This window comes from Actinoallomurus sp. CA-142502 (assembly GCF_050936355.1).
In the GTDB taxonomy this organism is placed as follows: domain Bacteria; phylum Actinomycetota; class Actinomycetes; order Streptosporangiales; family Streptosporangiaceae; genus Actinoallomurus; species Actinoallomurus iriomotensis.
On sequence record NZ_JBNJMY010000001.1, the window covers coordinates 3,417,793 to 3,435,506 of the forward strand.

Consider the following 17,714-nt stretch of genomic DNA (forward strand, 5'->3'; position numbering starts at 1 on the left):
TTCATTCTGCCGGTGACAGGCCGATGCCGCCTCGTTCGATCACGGAGGCGTACCAGCGGGCGCTGCTCTTGGGGATGCGCGCCTGCGTGGCGAAGTCGACGTACACCAGGCCGAACCGCTTGGCGTACCCCCAGCCCCACTCGAAGTTGTCCATCAGCGACCAGGCGAAATAGCCGCGCAACGGCACACCGGCGCTGATCACCGAGTGGCACGCGCGCAGGTGCGCCTCCAGGTAGGCGACCCGGTCGGGGTCCTCCACCCCCTCCGCCGAGACGACGTCGTCGAAGGCGGCGCCGTTCTCGGTGACGTACAGCGGGACGGACGGGTACTCGGTGCCCACACGCGTCAGAACCTCGGCCAGGCCCGACTCGTCGATCTCCCAGCCCATCGCGGTCACCGGCCGTCCGACCTGGACGAAACCGACGTGCTCGCTGCCCGGCCACGGCGACGCCTGCGCGAACGGCGAGGTGATCGCCGGTGCCGCGCCCTCGCGGCCGGTCACGAAGAAGCGGTTGTAGTAGTTGATGCCGAGCTGGTCGATCGGCCCGCCGACGATCGCCATGTCGCCCTCCCGCACCCCCAGGTCGTGCGGCGCGACGTCGGCGAGCACGTCCTCCGGATAGCGGCCGAGCAGCAGGCCGTCGAGGAAGAACCGGTTCTGCAGCCCATCGATGCGGCGCGCGGCGTCCACGTCCTCCGGCGCGTCGCTCGCCGGGGAGACCGCGTACAGGTTCACCGCGGCGCCGACCCGCCTGCCGTCGCCCCGCAGCGCCTGCGCCGCGAGCCCGTGGCCCAGCAGCAGGTGGTGCGCCGCGCGTACGGACGCCTCGGGGTCGCGGCGGCCCGGCGCGTGGTCCCCGGAGGCGTAGCCGAGGAAGGCCGCGCACCAGGGCTCGTTGACCGTCGTCCAGTTCGCGACCCGGTCGCCGATGGCGTCGCACACGAGCGTGGCGTACTCGGCGAACCGGTACGCGGTCTCGCGGGCCGGCCAGCCGCCCGCGTCCTCCAGCGGCTGCGGCAGGTCCCAGTGGTACAGCGTCGGCCACGGCTGGATGCCGGCCTCGAGCAGGGCGTCGACGAGACGCCGGTAGAAGTCGAGGCCCTTTCGGTTGGCCGCGCCGGAGCCGCCGGGCTGCACGCGGGGCCAGGAGATCGAGAAGCGGTACGCGGTCAGTCCCAGCGAGGACATCAGCGCGACGTCCTCGGCGAACCGGTGGTAGTGGTCGACCGCGACGTCGCCGGTGTCGCCGCCGAGCACGTTGCCAGGGGTGTGCGCGAAGGTGTCCCAGATCGAGGGCCCGCGGCCGTCCTCGGCGGCGGCACCCTCGATCTGGTACGCCGCGGTCGCCGCGCCCCACACGAAGTCCGCCGGGAATCCGAGCATCGTCTCCGCCTGCGATGGCTGAGTTGTCATGCTTTGACTGCACCTTCCATGATCCCGCCGATGATCTGGCGGCCGAAGACGACGAAGACGATGGCCAGCGGGATCGTCGCGACGACGGTCCCGGTGAACATCAGCGTGTAGTCGTTGAAGTAGGCGCTGTTGAGCAGCGCGAGGGAGTACTGCACGGTCGGGTTGTCGGGGTTGAGCACCGCGCGCGGCCAGATGAACTCGTTCCAGGTCTGCATGAACGTGAACAGGGCGAGCACGGACGCGGCCGGGCGCAGCGCGGGCAGCACGACGCTCCAGAAGATCCGGAACGTCGAGGCGCCGTCGACGCGCGCGGCCTCGATGAGTTCGTCCGGCACGGCCTGCGAGGCGTACTGGCGCATCATGAAGACGCCGAAACCGGTCACCAGGAACGGCACGATGACCGCCTGGAGCTTGCCGGTCCAGTGCAGGTGCACCATCACCATGTAGAGCGGGATGATCCCCATCTGCACCGGCACCATCATCGTGGCGACGATGACGAGCAGCAGCGCGTTGCGCCCGCGGAAGCGCAGCTTGGCGAAGGCGAAGCCGGCCAGCGAGGAGAAGAACACCGTCGACAGCGCCACCACGGCCGAGGCGATCGCGGAGTTGAGCAGCGCCTTGGCGAAGTGCGCCTGCTCGTTGTCGAACAGCCGGCGCATGTTGTCGCCGAGGTGCTGCCCGGCGATGAACGGGGGCGGCACCGCGCCGACCACGTCGTTGGTCCGGGTGGCGACGACGAACATCCAGTACAGCGGGAACGCCGACAGCACGATGGCGAAGATCAGCACCGCGTACGTGAGCGGGCTCGCCTGCCAGAGACGCGCCGAGCCCGCCACGGCGGCCCGCGTGCGGCCTCGGATGTAGGCCTTCATTTCTCGCCTCCCGCGAGCCGGCGGATGATCAGGAAGTTGAACAGGGAGAAGATCAGGATCATCAGGAACAGCATCCAGGCGACCGCCGAGCCGTAGCCGTACTGGAAGCGATTGAAGGCGTTCTCGAACATGTACATCGCCACGGTCTGCGACTGCCGCAGCGAGCCGCCGTTCATGTAGCCGTTGTTGAACAGCAGCGGCTCGGTGAACAGTTGCAGGCCCCCGATGGTGGAGATGATGGTGACGAACACGATCGTCGGCCGCAGCAGCGGCACGGTGATCTTCCAGAACTGCCGCATGCGTGACGCCCCGTCGATCGCCGCCGCCTCGTACAGGGAGTGCGGGATCGCCTGCATGCCGGCCAGGAAGATCAGTGAGTTGTAGCCGGTCCAGCGCCAGTCGACCATGGTCGAGACGGCCAGCCAGGAGGACCACTTGTTCGCCTGCCAGTCGACCTTGTGCACGCCGAAGAAGTGCAGGACCCAGTTGGCCATGCCGTAGTCGCGGCCGAACATCTGGGTGAAGACGATGGCGACCGCCGCGACCGAGGTGACGAGCGGCAGCAGCACGCCCATGCGGAACAGCGTGGGCGCCCGCATCTTGCGGTTCAGCGCGTTCGCCAGCAGCAGGGCGAGCAGCAGCTGCGGCACCGTCGCGATCACGAACATCCCGAACGTGTTGCCGACCGCGTTCCAGAACTGGTCGTCGGTCAGCAGCCGCGTGTAGTTGCGCAGGCCGATGAACTCGTGGTCGCCGATCATCTCCCAGTGGTTCAGCGAGACCCAGAACGTGTAGCCGAGCGGGAACAGCCCGAACACCAGGAACAGCAGGTAGAACGGCGAGATGTACAGGTACGGCGAGAGCGACACGTCCAGCCGGGAGAGCCGGGTCCGCAGGCGGCGCCGTCCCGGCGGCGCGACCGCGGCGCCGGCCGGTGCGGTGGGCCGCACGTCGAGAGCCATCAGAATCTCCCGAGGGGACCGTCGCCTTTAGGTGACGGGGGGATCGGGAGCGGGCGGGCCGCCGAGGCCCGAGTGCGGCCTGACCTGTCAGGTCTGCGCATCACAGATTTCCTTCCGAGTTTGTCGGTGCCGGTCGATAGCGTGGTGTTCTGGTTACCGAACGTGGGGGGTGGGTGTGCGTAGGTCGTTCAAGTTCCTTCTGCGCCCCACCGGTAAGCAGGTCGCTGCGCTGACGCGGTGTCTGGATGACCATCGGGAGTTGTACAACGCGGCTCTCGAACACCGTCGTACGGCCTACCGCAGAGCCGGGGTGAGGGTGCGGTACGGCGATCAGTCTGCGGAGTTGAAGCACATCCGCGCCGGTGACCCCGATGGTCAGGGCCGGTGGTCGTTTTCCTCTCAGCAGGCCACGCTCCGCAGGTTGGACAAGGCGTTTCGTGCGTTCTTCGACCGCCTCAAAGCAGGCCGTACGCCGGGGTTCCCCCGTTTCAAGGGACGGGGCTGGTTCGACACCGTCGAGTGGCCCAAGGACGGCGACGGGTGCCGGTGGGACTCCCAGCCCCACCACCCGACCGCGACGTACGTGCGGTTGCAGGGCGTCGGGCATGTGCGGGTCCACCGGCACCGGCGTGTGCTGGGCACCGTCAAGACGATCAGCGTGAAGCGAGAAGGCGCCCGCTGGTTCGTCGTGCTCTCGTGTGACGACGTGCCCGCCGGGACGCTGCCAGTGACGGGTGCGGTCGCCGGGATCGACCTGGGAGTCGCGTCGCTGGTGACGACCAGTGACGGTCAACGTCTGGCCAACCCGCGTCACCTCGCCGTGACCGCCGGCCGTCTCGCGGCGGCACAGCGTGACCTCGCCCGCAAGAAACGAGGCGGTCGGCGGCGGCGTAAGGCCGTCGCTCGTGTCGCCGCCTTGCACGCGAAGGTGCGGCGGCAACGCCTCGACAGTGCACACAAGGCCGCGCTGAGGCTGGTCCGCGACTATGACGTGATCGTCCACGAAGCGCTCAAGGTCACCAACATGACCAAGCGGGCAGCACCTCGACCGGACGGCGACGGCGGCCACCTGCCCAACGGCGCCGCTGCCAAGTCCGGGCTGAACCGTTCGATCCTGGATGCGGGTTGGGGGGTGTTCCTGACGATCCTGTCGCACCAGGCTGAAAGCGCCGGTCGAGAGCTGATCGCGGTGAACCCCGCCTACACCTCCCGCACGTGCGCCGAATGCGGGCACTGCGCGAAGGAGAACCGCGTCACCCAGGCCGTGTTCCGATGTACGGCGTGCGGGCATGAAGCGCACGCCGACGTCAACGCGGCGATCAACATCTTGAGGGCAGGGCTTGCCCTTCGCGACGCTGCGCAAGCGGCTTAGCGAGAAGCCGCTCCCCTCAGGGAACGGAGGAGTCACCGAGAGGTCCTTTCCGTGGGCCGTCGCGGGGCGCGGGCGGCGGCGCCGGCAGGTGTCCCTGGGGAGCCCGGCGCCGCCGCCCGGTCTCACCCCGTTCCGGCGGCCTTCTTGGCGTCGGAGACCGCCTTGGACCAGCCGGAACCCGGCGAGAGCTTGCCCTGCGCGATCGCGCGCAGGTCGGCCTCGACGGCCTGGCGTACCTCCTGGTTGTCGGCGCCGAGGTACACCGGCTTGAGGTTCATCGCGGCCGGTGCGTAGATCTGGCCGACCGGTGCGTTGTTGAAGTACGGGTTGTCGAACGCCTTGACCGCGGAGTCGTTCAGCGCCTGCGGTGAGGACGGCAGGTTGTTGGCCGCTTTGAACGCCGCGACCTGGCCCTGCGCGCTGGTCAGGAACTTCACCAGGTCGGCGGCCTCCTTCGGGTGCTTGCTCTGGGTGGGCACCGCGAGCCAGGAACCGCCCCAGCTGCCGCCTCCGCCCGGCACGCCGGCCACGTCCCACTTGCCGCTCTGGCCGTCACCGCCGTACTGCTTGATCAGGCCGAGCATCCAGGCCGGGCACGGAGCGGTGGCGAACGCGTCCTTCTTCAGCGCCTGGCTCCACGGGTCCGACAGGAACTGCACGCCGTTGGCGAGCCCGGCCTGCGACATCTTCACGGTCTCGTCGAACGCGGCCTTCACGGCCGGGTTGGACTCCATGACGAACTTGTTGCCCTGGTCGAAGTACGTCTGGTTGGAGCCCTTGCCGGCCTCCTGCATGAGGATGGTGTTGTAGTACGTCTCGGGGGAGTCGATGAACTTGGTGCCCCCGCCGATCGCGGCGGTGAACTTCTTGCCGACGTTGATGAAGTCGTCCCAGGTGGTCCACTGCTTGGTCACCGCGTCACGGTCGCTCGGCAGGCTGGCCTTCTTGAACAGGTCACGGCGGTAGCACAGGGCCATGCTGCCGACGTCGGTGCCCAGCCCGATGAGCTTGGAGCCGTCCGGGCTCATCCCGCCCTGCCACTTCCACGGGATGAAGTTGTTCTGCAGCGAGCCCGCGCCGTACTTCTTCAGGTCGACGAACTTGTCCGGCTGGGCCTTGAACTTGACCATGATGCCCTCTTCGATCGCGACCACGTCGCCGGCACCGGCGCCCGCGGCGATCCACTGCTGGAGCCGCGGGGTGTAGTCGTCGAGCTTGGGGACATTCCGCTCGTTGATCTTGATGTTGGGGTGCTGGGCCTCGTACTGCTTGTACAGGTCCTGGTAGCCGAACGTGCCGAAGTCGTCGACGGTGAGAGTGATCTTCTCGTTGCCGTCGCTGCTCTTGCCGTCGTCCCCCGCGCACGCCGTCGCCGCCGCGAGCGCGGCCGACAGCACCACCGCCAGGGCGAACCGCCCGCGATGCCTGATGACCCTCATGACGAACCCCTCTCAGGTCGTCTCGTTAGCCGGGTTCGAATGCGCCGGGCTCCGCGGGCCCGGCGTCGTGGGAGCGCTCCCACGCAGCGAAGCGGGGAGGGGAGGGGAGTGTCAAGAGTTCGAAACCGGTTCGTTACACGGCCGCCACACGTCGCTGACGCTCCGGCCACATGACAGGCTCCCGAGCATGAGGCTGACCGAGGACACCGCCCGCGCCCGGCTGGCGTCGGCACCCGTCATGCGCCTGGCCACGGCGGACGCCACCGGACGCCCGCACCTGGTCGTGGCCGCGTTCGCCGTCGAAGGCGACCGGATCTACACCGCCGTCGACGCCAAGCCGAAGCGCACCCGCGACCTGAAACGCCTGCGCAACCTCCGCGCCAATCCGCGGGCGGCCGTCCTGGCGGACCACTACGAGGACGACTGGACACGCCTGTGGTGGGTGCGCGCCGACGCGACCGCCGAGATCCTCACCGAACCGGATGCGATGGCCCACCCGATCGCCCTGCTGCGCGAGCGCTACGGGCAGTACCGGGCGAACCCGCCGGAGGGCCCGGTCATCGCCCTCACCGTCGAGCGCTGGACCGGCTGGTCGTCCCAGGGCTGAGAACCGGCGAGCAGAAGGATCCCGCCGGTCAGCAGGGCGAGCACCTTGAGCGACTCCAGGGCGATGTAGACGTGGTGCGCGTGCGAACGGGGCGCGTCCGCGCCGGACAGGACGGCGTCGGAGCGGCGGGTCAGCCGGGGCCGGACGGCCACCAGCTGGACGAGCAGCACGACGACGGCGACGATGAGCGTCGCCGGCCCGGCCGTGTCCGGCCGGTCCACGGCGAGGGCGACCACGAGGACCACGGCGAGCACGGCCTCGACCGCGTTGAGCGCCCGGAACACGATCCGCCCGATGCCCAGCCCGACCCGGAGCGTCACGTCCGGGGCGCGGAACTTCAGCGGGGCCTCCAGGAACGAGATGGCCAGCACCATGCCCAGCCAGACGAACGTCACCGCGGTCGCGATCGCCGGCGCCGTGCTCATCGGGGGATCTTCTCGTCAGTCGGCGACCAGGGCGCGGACCTGGTCGGGGGCGCGGAAGACCTCGGCCCGCATGCCGAGTTCACGGGCGGCGAGCACGTTGGTCTCGTTGTCGTCGATGAACAGGCACTCGTGTGGCGCGACGCCGAGCCGCTCGGCGACGAGCTCGTACGCCCGCCGGTCGGGCTTGGCCACCCCGAGCTCACAGGAGTAGGCCAGCGTCGTGAAGTGCCGGAGCCAGTCGCCGTGCCTCGCCTCGAAGATCGGCACGAGGTCGGCGACGATGTTGGAGAGCAGGCCGAGCGTACGGCCGCGAGCGGCCAGTTCGGCGACGAGGCCCACCATGACCGCGTCGACGTTGGTCCAGCTCTTCATGTCGGCCTCGACCAGCGCGCGGACCGTCGTGTCGGTGAACCGCACGCCGAGCCGGTCGGCCACCGCCGCCCAGTACTCCCCGGCCGGCTGCCCCGCGTCGTACGGCTTGCGCAGCGCCCAGTAGGCCTCCCAGAACGGCCCGGCCTCCACTCCGGCGGTCCGCTCGATCGCGCGGATGTCCTCGGGCGTCTGGGTCGAGGCGATGACACCGAACAGGTCGAACACGATCGCGCGCGCCATGGGGTCCTCTCGTGCGGGGCGGCCGGAATCCGAGCCTAACCGCCATGTGCCGGACGCCCCGCACCGAGGGCTAGGCGCCGTCACCCTCCACCACGTCGGCGACCACGCAGGTGACGTTGTCGGGGCCGCCGGCGTCGTTGGCGAGGTCGACCAGCCGCCGTACGGCGTCGTCGGGGTCGGCCGCCGCGGCGAGGGTGTCCTGGACGGCCGGGAGCGGGACCACCGCGGACAGGCCGTCGGAGCACAGCAGGTACCGGTCGCCGGGACGCGCCTCGCGGAGCTTCAGGTCGGCCGCGACCCCGCGGCCCGCCAGGGCGCGCAGCAGCAGCGACCGCTGCGGGTGGGAGGCCCCCTCCTCGGGCGTGAGGCGGCCCTCGTCGATCAGCGACTGCACGTGCGTGTGGTCGTGGGTGATCTGGAACAGCTCGCCGTCGCGCAGGACGTACGCGCGGGAGTCGCCGATGTGCACCAGCCCGAGGCGCGACCCCGACCACAGCAGCGCGGTCAGCGTGCTGCCGACCCCCTCCATCGAGGGGTCGTCGCGGGTGATGCCGCGTAGCGCGGCGTCGGCGTCGTGCACGGCCTGGTCGAGCGCGTTCAGCAGGTCGCCCGCCGGGATGTCGGTGTCGAGCGGGCGCAGCGCCTCGATGACGGCCGCGCTCGCCGGCGCGCCGCGGCCCTCACCGCCGAAGCCGTCGGCCACGGCGAGCAGCCGCGCGCCGGCGTACGCCGCGTCCTCGTTGCTCGGGCGGACCCGGCCGGTGTCGGACCGTACGGCGTAGCGGATACCGAGTGTCATGTGCTCATCTCCTCGTCCCTGGAGCTGGTCGATGAGGAAGGCGGCCAGGTCGCGCCGCGCGGCGGTGTCGGCCTCCACCCGCGCCCAGTACGCCGCGACCTCGCGGGCCGCGTCGGCCGGCGCGAGCTCGCACACGACGCGGATGCGGGCGAGCGGCATGCCGAGCCGGCGGAGCCAGGCCACCAGCCGGGCCCGCTCCAACTGCGCCGGCTCGTAGAACCGGTAACCCGAGACCGGATCGACGCGCGCCGGGCGGAGCAGGCCGAGCTCGTCGTACAGGCGCAGCGCCTTCGGCGACAGCCGTGCCGCCCGTGCGAAGGCCCCGATCGTCAGCGAACCCATCGCCGCCCTCCTCCTGTCGCCACCGATGCTGTGGCCTCCCCCAGGGACAAGGTCAACCAAGGTCGGACGCCGCCTCGCTCAGTGCCGTCCGTACGGCGGTGAGGGCGGGCCGGGCGAGGCCGTCGTTCCGTACGACGGTGAGCACGCGCCGGGAGATGCCGGTGTCCCGTACCGTCACCGAGGGCTCGCGCTCGGGCCGGGACAGGTCGGGCAGGAGGGTGACGGCGCGTCCGGTGGCGACGAGCGCGAGCAGTACGAGCAGGTCGGTCGTGCGGTGGCGGATGTCGGGCACGAAACCGCCGGCGTTCGTGCACGCGAGCATCAGCAGCCGGTCGTGACTGGTGCCCGGCTGGCCGCCGGCCCAGGCGGCCTCGGACAGGTCGCGCAGACGCGTCGCGGGATGCCCGCGGGGCAGCACGAGGCGCACCCGCTCGAGGTACAGCTCCTCGAAGGTGAGCCCGCGCGGGCGCGGCCTGCGCTGCCCGCCGTACTCGTCGCAGATCGCCAGGTCGCACTCGCGGCGCAACAGCGCGTCGAACGCCTGGTCCGGCTCGACCTCCGTCACCTCCAGGCGCAGCTCCGGATGACGGTCGGCCAGCCGGGCGAGCGCGGGCGCGACCAGGCTGATGGCCGCCGTCTGGAACGCCGAGACGCGCACCGTGCCGGCCACGGCGCCGGCGGCGGCCGCCATCTCGGCCTCGGCGAGTTCCATGCGGGTGAGCAGGACGTCGGCGTGGCCGACGAGCACGTGCGCCGCCTCGGTGAGGCGCAGCCGGCGGCCGTCGCGTTCGAAGAGGGGTACTCCCGCCTCCCGCTGCAGTTCGGAGAGCTGGTGGGAGACGGTGGAGGGGCTGTAGGACAGCGCCTCGGCCACGGCGGCGATGGTGCCGCGGGCGTGCAGCTCGCGGAGGAGCCGCAGACGCCGGAGATCGAGCATCGTTCGTTTCCTTCCACGGATATTCCGCGAGAATCTTCGCTGGATCCGCCGTTCGCGCGGGGAGATCATCGCGGCATGGACCCACGTGCACGCCGCCTGATCCGCTACAACGGGGAGTTCTCCTCCGACGTGATCGCCCGCGCCTCCGGTTCGTGGCTGGAGACCACCGACGGGCGCCGCGTCCTCGACTTCACCTCCGGTCAGATCTGCGCCACCATCGGTCACAGTCACCCGCGCATCGTCGAGGCGGTGCGCCGGTCGCTGACCGAGGCCGTTCACCTGAACTCCGGGCTGCTGTCCGAACCCGTCCTGGCCCTCGCCGAACGCGTCGCCGGGCTGATGCCCGCCGGGCTGGACCGCTCGATGTTCCTCAGCACCGGCGGAGAGGCCAACGAGGCGGCCGTCCGCATGGCGAAGCTGGCGACCGGCGGCTTCGAGGTCGTGTCGCTCACCCGCAGCTGGCACGGCATGACCTCGGGCAGCCAGTCGCTCACCTACTCGGCCGGGCGGCGCGGGCACGGACCGACGATGCCCGGGGTGTTCGCGCTGCCCGCCCCGTACGCCTACCGCTGTCCGGTACGGCACTGCGCCGGCACCTGCGACCAGACCTGCCTGGAGATCGGCTTCGAGCTGTACGACCAGCAGACGAGTGGGGCCGGCGCGGCGGTCGTGGCCGAACCGGTGCTGTCGTCCGGCGGCATCCTCGTGCCGCCGCCCGGATATCTCGCGCGGCTCCTCGAACTGACCCACGAACGCGGCATGCTGCTCATCCTGGACGAGGCGCAGACCGGCTTCGGCCGGCTCGGCGCGATGTTCGGCATGGACGTCTACGGCGTCGTGCCGGACATCGTGACGCTGTCCAAGACGCTCGGGGGCGGCCTGCCGATCAGCGCGGTCGTCACCACGGACGCGATCGAGCGGGCGGCCTACGACGCGGGCCTGATGTACTACACCTCGCACCAGTCCGACCCGCTGCCCGCGGCGGCGGCCCTCGCGGTCCTCGACGTCGTGGAGGAGGAGGGCCTCGCCGACCGCGCCGCCCGGCGCGGCGAACGCCTCGGCGCCCACCTGCGCGAGCTGGCCACGCGGCACGAGCTGATCGGCGACGTACGCGGGATGGGCCTGCTCTGGGGCGTGGAGCTGGTCGAGGACCGGGCCACCAAGACGCCCGCCATCGAGCGCGGCGAGGCACTGACCGACGCCTGCCACGCCTGCGGGCTGTCGCTGAACATCACCAAGGGCCGGGCCGGCGGAGCCGCCGCCTGCCTGCGCATCGCCCCTCCGCTGACCGTGACCGAAGAGGAGATCGACACCGGCGCGGAGATCATGGACGACGCGCTCGCCAAGCTCACCTGAACGGCCCCCGGGGTGCCGAGCGTGCGCCGGGCTGTGTAGACATGTGCCCGTGAACGGCTCAGTGAACGGGCACGAGGATCCGGCGGACCAGCCACCGTGGGCGATGCAGCTCGCCCTGCGCGTGGAGAAGAACGCGCCTCCCTCGCACCTCGCGGTGTGCGAGTCGGCGGCGATGGCCGCCGTCACACTGCTCGCCGACCCGCGTTCCGCGCCGGGCGGCGAGTGGCACGAGGCGGTCGCGGCCTGGGAAGGCCGGCGTATCCGCAAGGTGGTCCGCCGTGCGCGCGGTGCGCGCTGGGAGGCCCTCGACGCCCTGCCCGGCGTGCTCGTCGACCACGAGGGCGCGCCGGCGCGGGCGTTCGTCCCCGGCCCGGTCACCGAAGTGCCGCCCGAGATCGCGCGCCTCCAGGTCGGCGGCACCGACCTGGAACGCGAGGAGGAACCCAAGCCGCCGCCGGCCCCGCCCTACGCTCTGGTCGCGCTGAACCCCGGTGTGCCGATGACGACCGGTAAGGCGGCCGCGCAGTGCGGGCACGCCGCGCACCTGCTGCTGCGCGCCCGAGGTGCCTGGCCGGGCCTGCGGGTGCGCGTCGTCGAGGCGGACGAGTGGAGCCGCACGGTCGCCGAGGCGGACGTCGTCGTGCGCGACGGCGGCTTCACCGAGGTGGCCCCCGGCACGATGACCGCGGTGGCCCGGCTGGTCGTCTGACGGCTGCGCGGAGCGGACCTCAACGGGTCAGACCGAGGGTCGCGATCAGGTCCTCGTGGAGTTCGAACCACACCTGGTGGCACGAGTCGCGGCCGGTGCCGGTGATCCACGCCGGCTCCGTGCCCGCCCGGCTCAGCGCGGCCGCGAAGCGCCGGTGGTACCCGCCGAACCGGGTCAGGTGCGCCGTCAGGCGTGCCTCGAGGCCGGCCAGCGCGTGGGCGGGCTCTTCGAGCGCGGCGATCGTGGCGGTGAGCGTCACCGGGTCCTCGCCGATGCCCATCTCGCGAGCTGCCAGGCCGTGCAGGCCGCGCCCACCACGTCGTTGACCGGCAGGAAGTCCTGGTGGACGTCCTCCACCGCCCGGCGGGCGCCGGCGGCATCGAGTTCGGTCGCCAGGAGTCGCTCACCCCGGTGTTCGCCGGCCTCGGTCAGGGACCAGCCGCCGTCACCGGCGAAGGAAAAGTAGGCGGCCCATCCACGGGACCGTGCGTTCGAGAGCCGCTCGGTCACCTCGGCCTCGGGCAGTCCGAGCCGTTCGGCGATGCGCGCGGCGGTGGCGTAGCCGAGGGTACGCGCGGCGTGCAGGACCAGAACGTCGGCCGGAGTGGTCCGGCTCATCGGGCCGGCTCCTCGTCGGCGGCGGTCACGGTGCCGCCGGTGCCGTCCACGACGACGGGCCGTCCGTCGGCGAGCACGGTCATGGCGCCCTCGGCGGCCAGGACGGCGGGGATGCCGAACTCGCGGGCCACGATCGCGGGGTGCGCGAGCATCCCCCCGGTCTCCGTCACCACCGCGGCCGCGCGGGCCAGCAGCGGCGTCCAGGCCGGCGAGGTCGTGCGGCAGACCAGCACGTCCCCGGCGGCGAAGCGGCCGAAGTCGTCCAGCCCGGTGATCAGCCGCACTCGTCCGGCCGCGCTGCCGGGGCCGGCCGCCGTCCCGGCCACCAGCACCCGCCCGGCGGTCGTCACCGGCCGTATCGCGGTGCGGGGCGTGGTGGTGATCGGGCGGGTCTGGAGCACCCACACCTTCCCGCCCGCGACGGCCCACTCGATGTCCTGCGGGCGGCCGAACAGACCCTCGATCCGCCGCGCGCCGCACCGCTTCGGTCACCCGCGCCGGCGTGGCCGCGTTCAAGGTCGTGTGCAGCTGGCCCGCGAAGGACGCCTCGGGCCCGTCCTCGCCGTGTGCGGAGGACCGCACCGCGAACGGTCCGCGGCCCAGAGCCCGCAGCGCCGGCGCGAGCTCGTCCTCCCGGCCGCCGGCGCGCGGGTCGTCGATGACGAACCCGCCGGGCACCGGGAAGCCGGCGCGCAGCAGGCGTCCGAGGTGCGCGGCCTTGGCTCCGCACCGTTCGTCGGCGTCGGCCAGGGGCACCACCATGGGTCAGGACTCCGATGACCATCAACGCCACGTTGTCAACATGGCGTTGATGTCAGGGGTCACGGGTTGCTGGGCGGCCGGCGGCGTACGGGCAGGTCCTGCCGGGTCACGTCGGGACGGCGTACGGGCAGGTCCTGGCGCGTGACGTCCGGGCGGCGCACGGGCAGGTCCTGGCGGGTCGGGTCCGTGGTGCCGGTCACGAGGTCCTGCCGGGTCGCGTACGGCGGCGGGGACGCGGCCTCATCCGGTTTGCCGGCGCGGCGCGGCAGCCGTACGGCGCCGGACCTGTACAGCACGGTCAGCAGGGCGGCGAGGACCAAGAACGCGAGTCCGTGCTCCAGCAGCCGGGAGAGGTCGCCGCAGACCGCGGCCACGACCGTCAGCACGGCCAGGTCGGCGGTCCAGCCCGCCACGGCGGCGGCCAGCAGCGTCTCGTCCGACCGGATCAGGGCCAGCACGGCGACGACGGTGAGCGCCAACTCTGCGCCCTTGCCGGCGAGCAGCAGCCCGGTCACCGCGCCGGAGCCGGCGCCGAGCATCGCCACGGCGTCATGGTGCAGGCGGGACCAGTCGAGGACCTCGGCGAGCTTGGAGACGCCGTAGAGGATGAGGAAGGCGCACGCGGGTGCGTGCAGGCGTCCCTGTGTACTGCCCTTGCGGAGTGCTGCCGCGACCACTGGGCCCCCTGTCCGTGACTCCGCCGCGTACGGTGCGGTGATTCCCGAGCATAGGGGGAAACCGCCGCAGTTCCCGTGCTTTCGCCTCCCGCGCCGGGGGCGAGTTCGGCGGCGCCCGGTGCTGCGAATTGCGTGGGGGCCGGGGCGGCGAAATGCTGATGCTTCATCGGGCCACACGCTGCAAGATGAGGTGATCCGATCGTGTCTGATGAGAACGCCGCGTTAGCGCGGACGCGAATCACATATCTCGAAAGCCTCGGCGACGAACTCCGTGACCGGGGCTTCGCCGTCCGGCTGACGATCCCGCAGGGCGGACCGCCGAGCCTGCACGTGGTGAACCCACGCGCATCGGCCCTGGCGGAGAACATCCTGGCGGAGACCACCGCCGGAGCCTGGTGGTTCTGGTGGTCCTGGGCCGAGCGCATCGCTCCGGCCAACGACCCCGCGGAGGCGGCCGACCGCGTCACCCGCGTGCTCGCCGCGACGGGGGAGTACAGCTCCTGAGACGGTACTGGAGGTGAAGGGCGCCTCCAGTACCCTCCGTCATTCCTGGAAGCGGCCGTAGGCGCCCCTGTAGAAGATGAGCGGTTCCCCGTCGTGATGGCGGTCCAGGTGGTGCACGCGAGCCACGACGATCATGTGGTCGCCCGCCGGGTACTCGGCCTCGACCGAGCACTCCAGCCACGCGAGGGCCCCGTCGATCACCGGCCCGCCTCCGGGCGACTCGCCCCATTCCAGACCGGCGAACTTGTCGGCGCCCTTCGCGGCGAACTGCAGGCAGACCTCGCGCTGCGGCGCGGACAGGATGTTGACGCAGTGGCGTTCGGCCGCGCGGAGGCGCGGCCAGGTCGTGCTCGTGTGCGCGACGCAGAAGGAGACGAGCGCCGGCTCGAGCGACACGGAGGTGAAGGAGTTGGCGGCCAGCCCGGTGGGTGCGCCGGTCGCGGGGTCGATCGCCGTGATCGCCACGACGCCGGTCGCGAAGCGCCCGAGGATGCTGCGGAACCGGCGGCCGTCGATCGCGCGGACGTTCGCCGCGTGCTGGGCGGTCGCGTGGCCGGGGTCGCCATTCACGGAGGCGTCGTCCGCAGGCTGCCCGGGAGGGCCGTACGGCGTCGCGGCCGTCGCGCCGTCGGCCATGGGGGCGTCTCCTCTTCCGGCCGGTTCGGCCACGCGCTCGTTCGGTTGCCGTCGTTCCCGCGGCGGCGGGGAGTGCCGCTCTCCGGGACTCCTCCAGTAAAGCGCGACGGGGCCCGGGAGATTCCGACAGGCGTTTCAAATCGGTCGAAAGGCCTACGACCGGCGGCCTCGGCGGCGCGCGAGAACGGCTTCGTCCAGGCGCGCGGCCGTCCGTGCCGGAACGGCTTTTCGACCGGTGCTCACCTCGGATTTGGGACCATCGGGTAAATTCGTGCCTCGTGGTCTTGCGGGCGTTCGTCCTCTCGTGCGCCCTGACCTGCGATGTCAGGCACTGTCTGGCCTGGATCGTCACGTCCCCCGACGCAGGCTCGTAGGAGGCTGCTTGTTCTACGGCATCGTCCTCGGGCTGATCGCCACCGTGCTGTACAACGCCGGATTCGTGCTGGAGAAGCGGGCGCTGCGCGACCTGCCGCCTCTCAGCATGCGGCGCGTCGGACGGCTGGTGTGCGTCCTGGCCACCAGCAAGGCGTGGCTGACCGGCTTCCTGGTCATGGGCATGGGCATGGCGTGCCAGATCGTCGTGATGTCGCTGGTGCCGCTCAGCGTCGCGCAGCCGATCCAGCTCGCCGGGCTCGCGCTGCTGGTCGTGTTCTCGGCCGTGTTCCTCGGCGAGCGGACCACCCAGCGAGAGTGGGCCGGCCTCGGCGTCCTGGCGCTGTCCCTCCTGCTCGTCTGCCTGTCGATGGAGCCGACGAGGCTCGGGCTGCACGCGGGCACGGGAGAGATGCTCGCCGTGGTGGGCGGCACGGTGTTCCTCGGGCTGGGGGCGTTCGTCACCGCCACTCGGTCCGCCTCGCGGGCGGGCCGCCGACCGGCGCCGGGCCTGCTGTACGGCGGCGCGTCCGGCCTGCTGTACGGGGCCGCCGGCCTGCAGACCAAGGGCGTGTCGGGCTTCCTCGCCGAGGACGCGCACCACTTCGTCGGCCGTACGCTCGCCTCCCCGTACCCGTACCTCTACCTGACCCTGTCCGGCGCGGGCCTGCTGCTGTTCCAGACCGCGCTGCAGCGCGGGCGCGCCTCCATCGTGGTGCCGGTCTCGAGCGTCGTGGGCAGCGTCTACACGGTTCTGGCCGGCACGGCGGTCTTCGGGGAGCCGCTGCCCCAGGATCCGGTACGCCTGGTGCTGCGATCGGCGGGCTTCGGCGCGGCGATCGTGGTCGTGCTCCTCATGCCGAGCCACGAGGAGCAGCCGGAACCCTCGGTGAGCACACCCCCACTGGTGCCCGACCGGGTGCTTTAGGGCCTGTCTCAAAGCCCCGCTGTCCTACTGCGCGGCGCCCAGACGACGCCTCGCCGCGTTGTCGTCGGTCGCCAGCCAACACCAGGCTGACTCCCTCCTCCGCCTTGCGACGCGCCGCCTGGACGCCGCTCGCTACGGACGGGGACTTCGAGACAGGCCCCAGCCGCCGTCCAGGGCCGGGAGGGCGCCGTCCTTCTCGCCGGCCTTGACGGCGAGCCAGGCGAGCCAGCCGACGCCGACGACGCCCCAGAAGGACACCAGGCGGTACAGGGCGACCGCCGCCCCCGCCGGCGCCGACAGCGCGCCGAACGCGACGAGCGACGCGGCGAGGCTGCCCTCCATCGCGCCGAGGCCGCCGGGCAGGAGCGGAACGAGCGTGCCCGCCGCCTGCGCCGCGAAGTACGCCAGCGTGATCGAGTACAGCGCGGTGTGCACGCCGACCGCGCGCCCCGCGGCGGCGAGCGAGAGGATGTCGAAGACCCAGTTGAACAGGGACGCGAAGGACAGCATCGCCCAGTCGGACGGACGCAGCCGCAAACCGGCCCGGCCTTCGCGCAGCCGCGCGGCGTACGGCGCCGCGAGCCGGTGACGCAGGAACGGGCGGGCGAGACGGCGGGTCAACCGCGCCAGTGAGGCCCCGTGGCGCCACGCCACGACCGCGCACACGCCGGCCCCCACCGCCAGAACGGCGAGCCCGGACACCGCGAGCGCCCGCGAACCCGGCGCGGCCACCAGCGCCGCCAGCCCCACGACGGCGTACGAGCCGGTCATGATCACACCGCCCAGCATGACCACCGCGGTGGCCAGGCGCGGCGGCGCACCGGCACGGCGATACTGCCGGAAGTTGAAGGCGACGCTGATCGCCGGCCCGGCGGGCAGCGTGGTGGACAGGGCGTTGCCGGCATAGGTCATCCGCAGCGCGCGCGGCAACGACATCCGCACGCCGCCCGCTCGCAGCAGCCGCCGCTGCACCCGGGCGAACATGGCCATCGAGGCGGCCTGCGCGAGCACGGCGCACGCGAGCCACCCGGGCCCGGCGTGGAGCGTGGACCGCCACATGGCCTCGGGATCGGGCAGATCGTCATGGAAGACCACGAGACAGACGACGACGGTCCCGGCCATGACCACCCGTCCGGCCCACATGAGCCGCCGACGCCGCGCGTCCACCGGAGGCGGGACGCGGCCGGGAGTGAGGACGTCGAGCGCCGTGGCGGGAGCAGACGGCGCGGAATCTTCGTCCGCGAGGGCGGCGGCCGTGCCCGCCGAGGCCCCGGCCGAGGACGGGGGGCCCGTCGGTTCCGTCGTCTCGGACACGCGTTCACCCCGTCATAGCTTGGCCTTTGCCCAGCTCAACGGCCATTTCAAGATTCA

20 protein-coding genes and 2 pseudogenes are annotated in these 17,714 nt (G+C 71.8%); 6 read left to right on the forward strand and 16 right to left on the reverse strand.

Going from position 1 to position 17,714, the window contains the following annotated elements; genetic code table 11:
* Position 1 precedes the first annotated feature (1 nt).
* The 3 genes from ACQEV1_RS16590 to ACQEV1_RS16600 are packed head-to-tail and all read right to left on the reverse strand — an operon-like array spanning position 2 to position 3,248.
* Positions 2-1,414: a GH1 family beta-glucosidase gene (locus tag ACQEV1_RS16590; RefSeq protein ID WP_285617576.1), complete on the reverse strand. Its 1,413-nt coding sequence runs from the start codon at positions 1,412-1,414 to the stop codon at positions 2-4.
* The gene (locus ACQEV1_RS16595) at positions 1,411-2,286 is read right to left on the reverse strand and encodes a carbohydrate ABC transporter permease (protein WP_285580878.1); all 876 of its coding nucleotides are present in this window, start codon (positions 2,284-2,286) and stop codon (positions 1,411-1,413) included. Before ACQEV1_RS16595 ends, ACQEV1_RS16590 begins: the two co-directional genes overlap by 4 nt.
* On the reverse strand, positions 2,283-3,248 hold the full coding sequence (locus ACQEV1_RS16600) for a carbohydrate ABC transporter permease (protein WP_285617575.1): 966 nt from the start codon (positions 3,246-3,248) through the stop codon (positions 2,283-2,285). The genes ACQEV1_RS16595 and ACQEV1_RS16600 overlap by 4 nt, the downstream gene beginning before the upstream one ends.
* A 175-nt stretch (positions 3,249-3,423) precedes the next feature.
* Here ACQEV1_RS16600 and ACQEV1_RS16605 point away from each other — a divergent pair, with 175 nt between their 5' ends.
* On the forward strand, positions 3,424-4,620 hold the full coding sequence (locus tag ACQEV1_RS16605) for an RNA-guided endonuclease InsQ/TnpB family protein (RefSeq protein WP_433394633.1): 1,197 nt from the start codon (positions 3,424-3,426) through the stop codon (positions 4,618-4,620).
* Positions 4,621-4,742: 122 nt separating this feature from the next.
* Here the strand turns inward: ACQEV1_RS16605 and ACQEV1_RS16610 are convergent, their stop codons facing one another.
* Positions 4,743-6,059 carry an ABC transporter substrate-binding protein gene (locus ACQEV1_RS16610; protein ID WP_433394634.1) on the reverse strand — a complete coding sequence of 439 codons (1,317 nt, stop codon included), beginning with the start codon at positions 6,057-6,059 and terminating at the stop codon, positions 4,743-4,745.
* Positions 6,060-6,246: 187 nt separating this feature from the next.
* Here ACQEV1_RS16610 and ACQEV1_RS16615 point away from each other — a divergent pair, with 187 nt between their 5' ends.
* Positions 6,247-6,666: a TIGR03668 family PPOX class F420-dependent oxidoreductase gene (locus tag ACQEV1_RS16615; protein WP_433394635.1), complete on the forward strand. Its 420-nt coding sequence runs from the start codon at positions 6,247-6,249 to the stop codon at positions 6,664-6,666.
* Here ACQEV1_RS16615 and ACQEV1_RS16620 read toward each other — a convergent pair.
* From ACQEV1_RS16620 to ACQEV1_RS16635, 4 genes are all read right to left on the reverse strand, one after another.
* Positions 6,579-7,091, reverse strand: a complete 513-nt coding sequence (locus tag ACQEV1_RS16620; RefSeq protein ID WP_433394636.1) for a hypothetical protein — start codon at positions 7,089-7,091, stop codon at positions 6,579-6,581. The genes ACQEV1_RS16615 and ACQEV1_RS16620 overlap by 88 nt on opposite strands.
* A gap of 15 nt (positions 7,092-7,106) precedes the next feature.
* Entirely contained in the window at positions 7,107-7,703 is a 597-nt protein-coding gene (locus ACQEV1_RS16625) for an HAD family hydrolase (protein ID WP_285617572.1), read from the reverse strand.
* 70 nt (positions 7,704-7,773) lie between these two features.
* The gene (locus tag ACQEV1_RS16630) at positions 7,774-8,844 is read right to left on the reverse strand and encodes a MerR family transcriptional regulator (protein WP_285617571.1); all 1,071 of its coding nucleotides are present in this window, start codon (positions 8,842-8,844) and stop codon (positions 7,774-7,776) included.
* 52 nt (positions 8,845-8,896) lie between these two features.
* Positions 8,897-9,781, reverse strand: a complete 885-nt coding sequence (locus tag ACQEV1_RS16635; protein WP_285617570.1) for a LysR family transcriptional regulator — start codon at positions 9,779-9,781, stop codon at positions 8,897-8,899.
* A 75-nt stretch (positions 9,782-9,856) separates the two neighbouring features.
* Between ACQEV1_RS16635 and ACQEV1_RS16640 the strand changes: the two genes are divergently transcribed.
* Together ACQEV1_RS16640 and ACQEV1_RS16645 are read left to right on the forward strand one after the other, a co-directional pair.
* Positions 9,857-11,137, forward strand: coding sequence for an aspartate aminotransferase family protein (locus ACQEV1_RS16640; protein ID WP_285617569.1), 1,281 nt, complete (start codon positions 9,857-9,859; stop codon positions 11,135-11,137).
* 49 nt (positions 11,138-11,186) lie between these two features.
* Complete coding sequence (locus ACQEV1_RS16645; RefSeq protein WP_433394637.1) at positions 11,187-11,846, forward strand: hypothetical protein; 660 nt, start codon at positions 11,187-11,189, stop codon at positions 11,844-11,846.
* A gap of 19 nt (positions 11,847-11,865) precedes the next feature.
* On the opposite strand, the gene ACQEV1_RS16650 is transcribed toward ACQEV1_RS16645, so the two are convergent.
* The 6 genes and pseudogenes from ACQEV1_RS16650 to ACQEV1_RS16675 form a co-directional block, all read right to left on the reverse strand.
* Entirely contained in the window at positions 11,866-12,126 is a 261-nt protein-coding gene (locus ACQEV1_RS16650; protein ID WP_433394638.1) for a hypothetical protein, read from the reverse strand.
* On the reverse strand, positions 12,102-12,464 hold the full coding sequence (locus ACQEV1_RS16655; RefSeq protein ID WP_433406182.1) for a hypothetical protein: 363 nt from the start codon (positions 12,462-12,464) through the stop codon (positions 12,102-12,104). The genes ACQEV1_RS16650 and ACQEV1_RS16655 overlap by 25 nt, the downstream gene beginning before the upstream one ends.
* The gene (locus tag ACQEV1_RS16660; protein WP_433394639.1) at positions 12,461-12,865 is read right to left on the reverse strand and encodes a PEP-utilizing enzyme; all 405 of its coding nucleotides are present in this window, start codon (positions 12,863-12,865) and stop codon (positions 12,461-12,463) included. The genes ACQEV1_RS16655 and ACQEV1_RS16660 overlap by 4 nt, the downstream gene beginning before the upstream one ends.
* A 9-nt stretch (positions 12,866-12,874) precedes the next feature.
* Positions 12,875-12,928 (reverse strand): annotated as a pseudogene (locus ACQEV1_RS16665) (hypothetical protein); the annotation flags it as partial.
* A gap of 67 nt (positions 12,929-12,995) precedes the next feature.
* Positions 12,996-13,226 (reverse strand): annotated as a pseudogene (locus ACQEV1_RS16670) (PEP/pyruvate-binding domain-containing protein); the annotation flags it as partial.
* Positions 13,227-13,285: 59 nt separating this feature from the next.
* Positions 13,286-13,903 carry a hypothetical protein gene (locus ACQEV1_RS16675; RefSeq protein ID WP_433394640.1) on the reverse strand — a complete coding sequence of 206 codons (618 nt, stop codon included), beginning with the start codon at positions 13,901-13,903 and terminating at the stop codon, positions 13,286-13,288.
* Between the two features lie 201 nt (positions 13,904-14,104).
* Here ACQEV1_RS16675 and ACQEV1_RS16680 point away from each other — a divergent pair, with 201 nt between their 5' ends.
* On the forward strand, positions 14,105-14,407 hold the full coding sequence (locus ACQEV1_RS16680) for a hypothetical protein (RefSeq protein WP_285580851.1): 303 nt from the start codon (positions 14,105-14,107) through the stop codon (positions 14,405-14,407).
* A gap of 39 nt (positions 14,408-14,446) precedes the next feature.
* On the opposite strand, the gene ACQEV1_RS16685 is transcribed toward ACQEV1_RS16680, so the two are convergent.
* A complete protein-coding gene (locus ACQEV1_RS16685) occupies positions 14,447-15,043 on the reverse strand; it encodes a flavin reductase family protein (RefSeq protein ID WP_433394641.1) in 597 nt (198 codons plus the stop codon).
* Between the two features lie 382 nt (positions 15,044-15,425).
* Here ACQEV1_RS16685 and ACQEV1_RS16690 point away from each other — a divergent pair, with 382 nt between their 5' ends.
* Entirely contained in the window at positions 15,426-16,343 is a 918-nt protein-coding gene (locus tag ACQEV1_RS16690) for a hypothetical protein (protein WP_433394642.1), read from the forward strand.
* Positions 16,344-16,475: 132 nt separating this feature from the next.
* Here the strand turns inward: ACQEV1_RS16690 and ACQEV1_RS16695 are convergent, their stop codons facing one another.
* Complete coding sequence (locus ACQEV1_RS16695) at positions 16,476-17,657, reverse strand: lysylphosphatidylglycerol synthase transmembrane domain-containing protein (RefSeq protein ID WP_433394643.1); 1,182 nt, start codon at positions 17,655-17,657, stop codon at positions 16,476-16,478.
* Positions 17,658-17,714 lie beyond the last annotated feature (57 nt).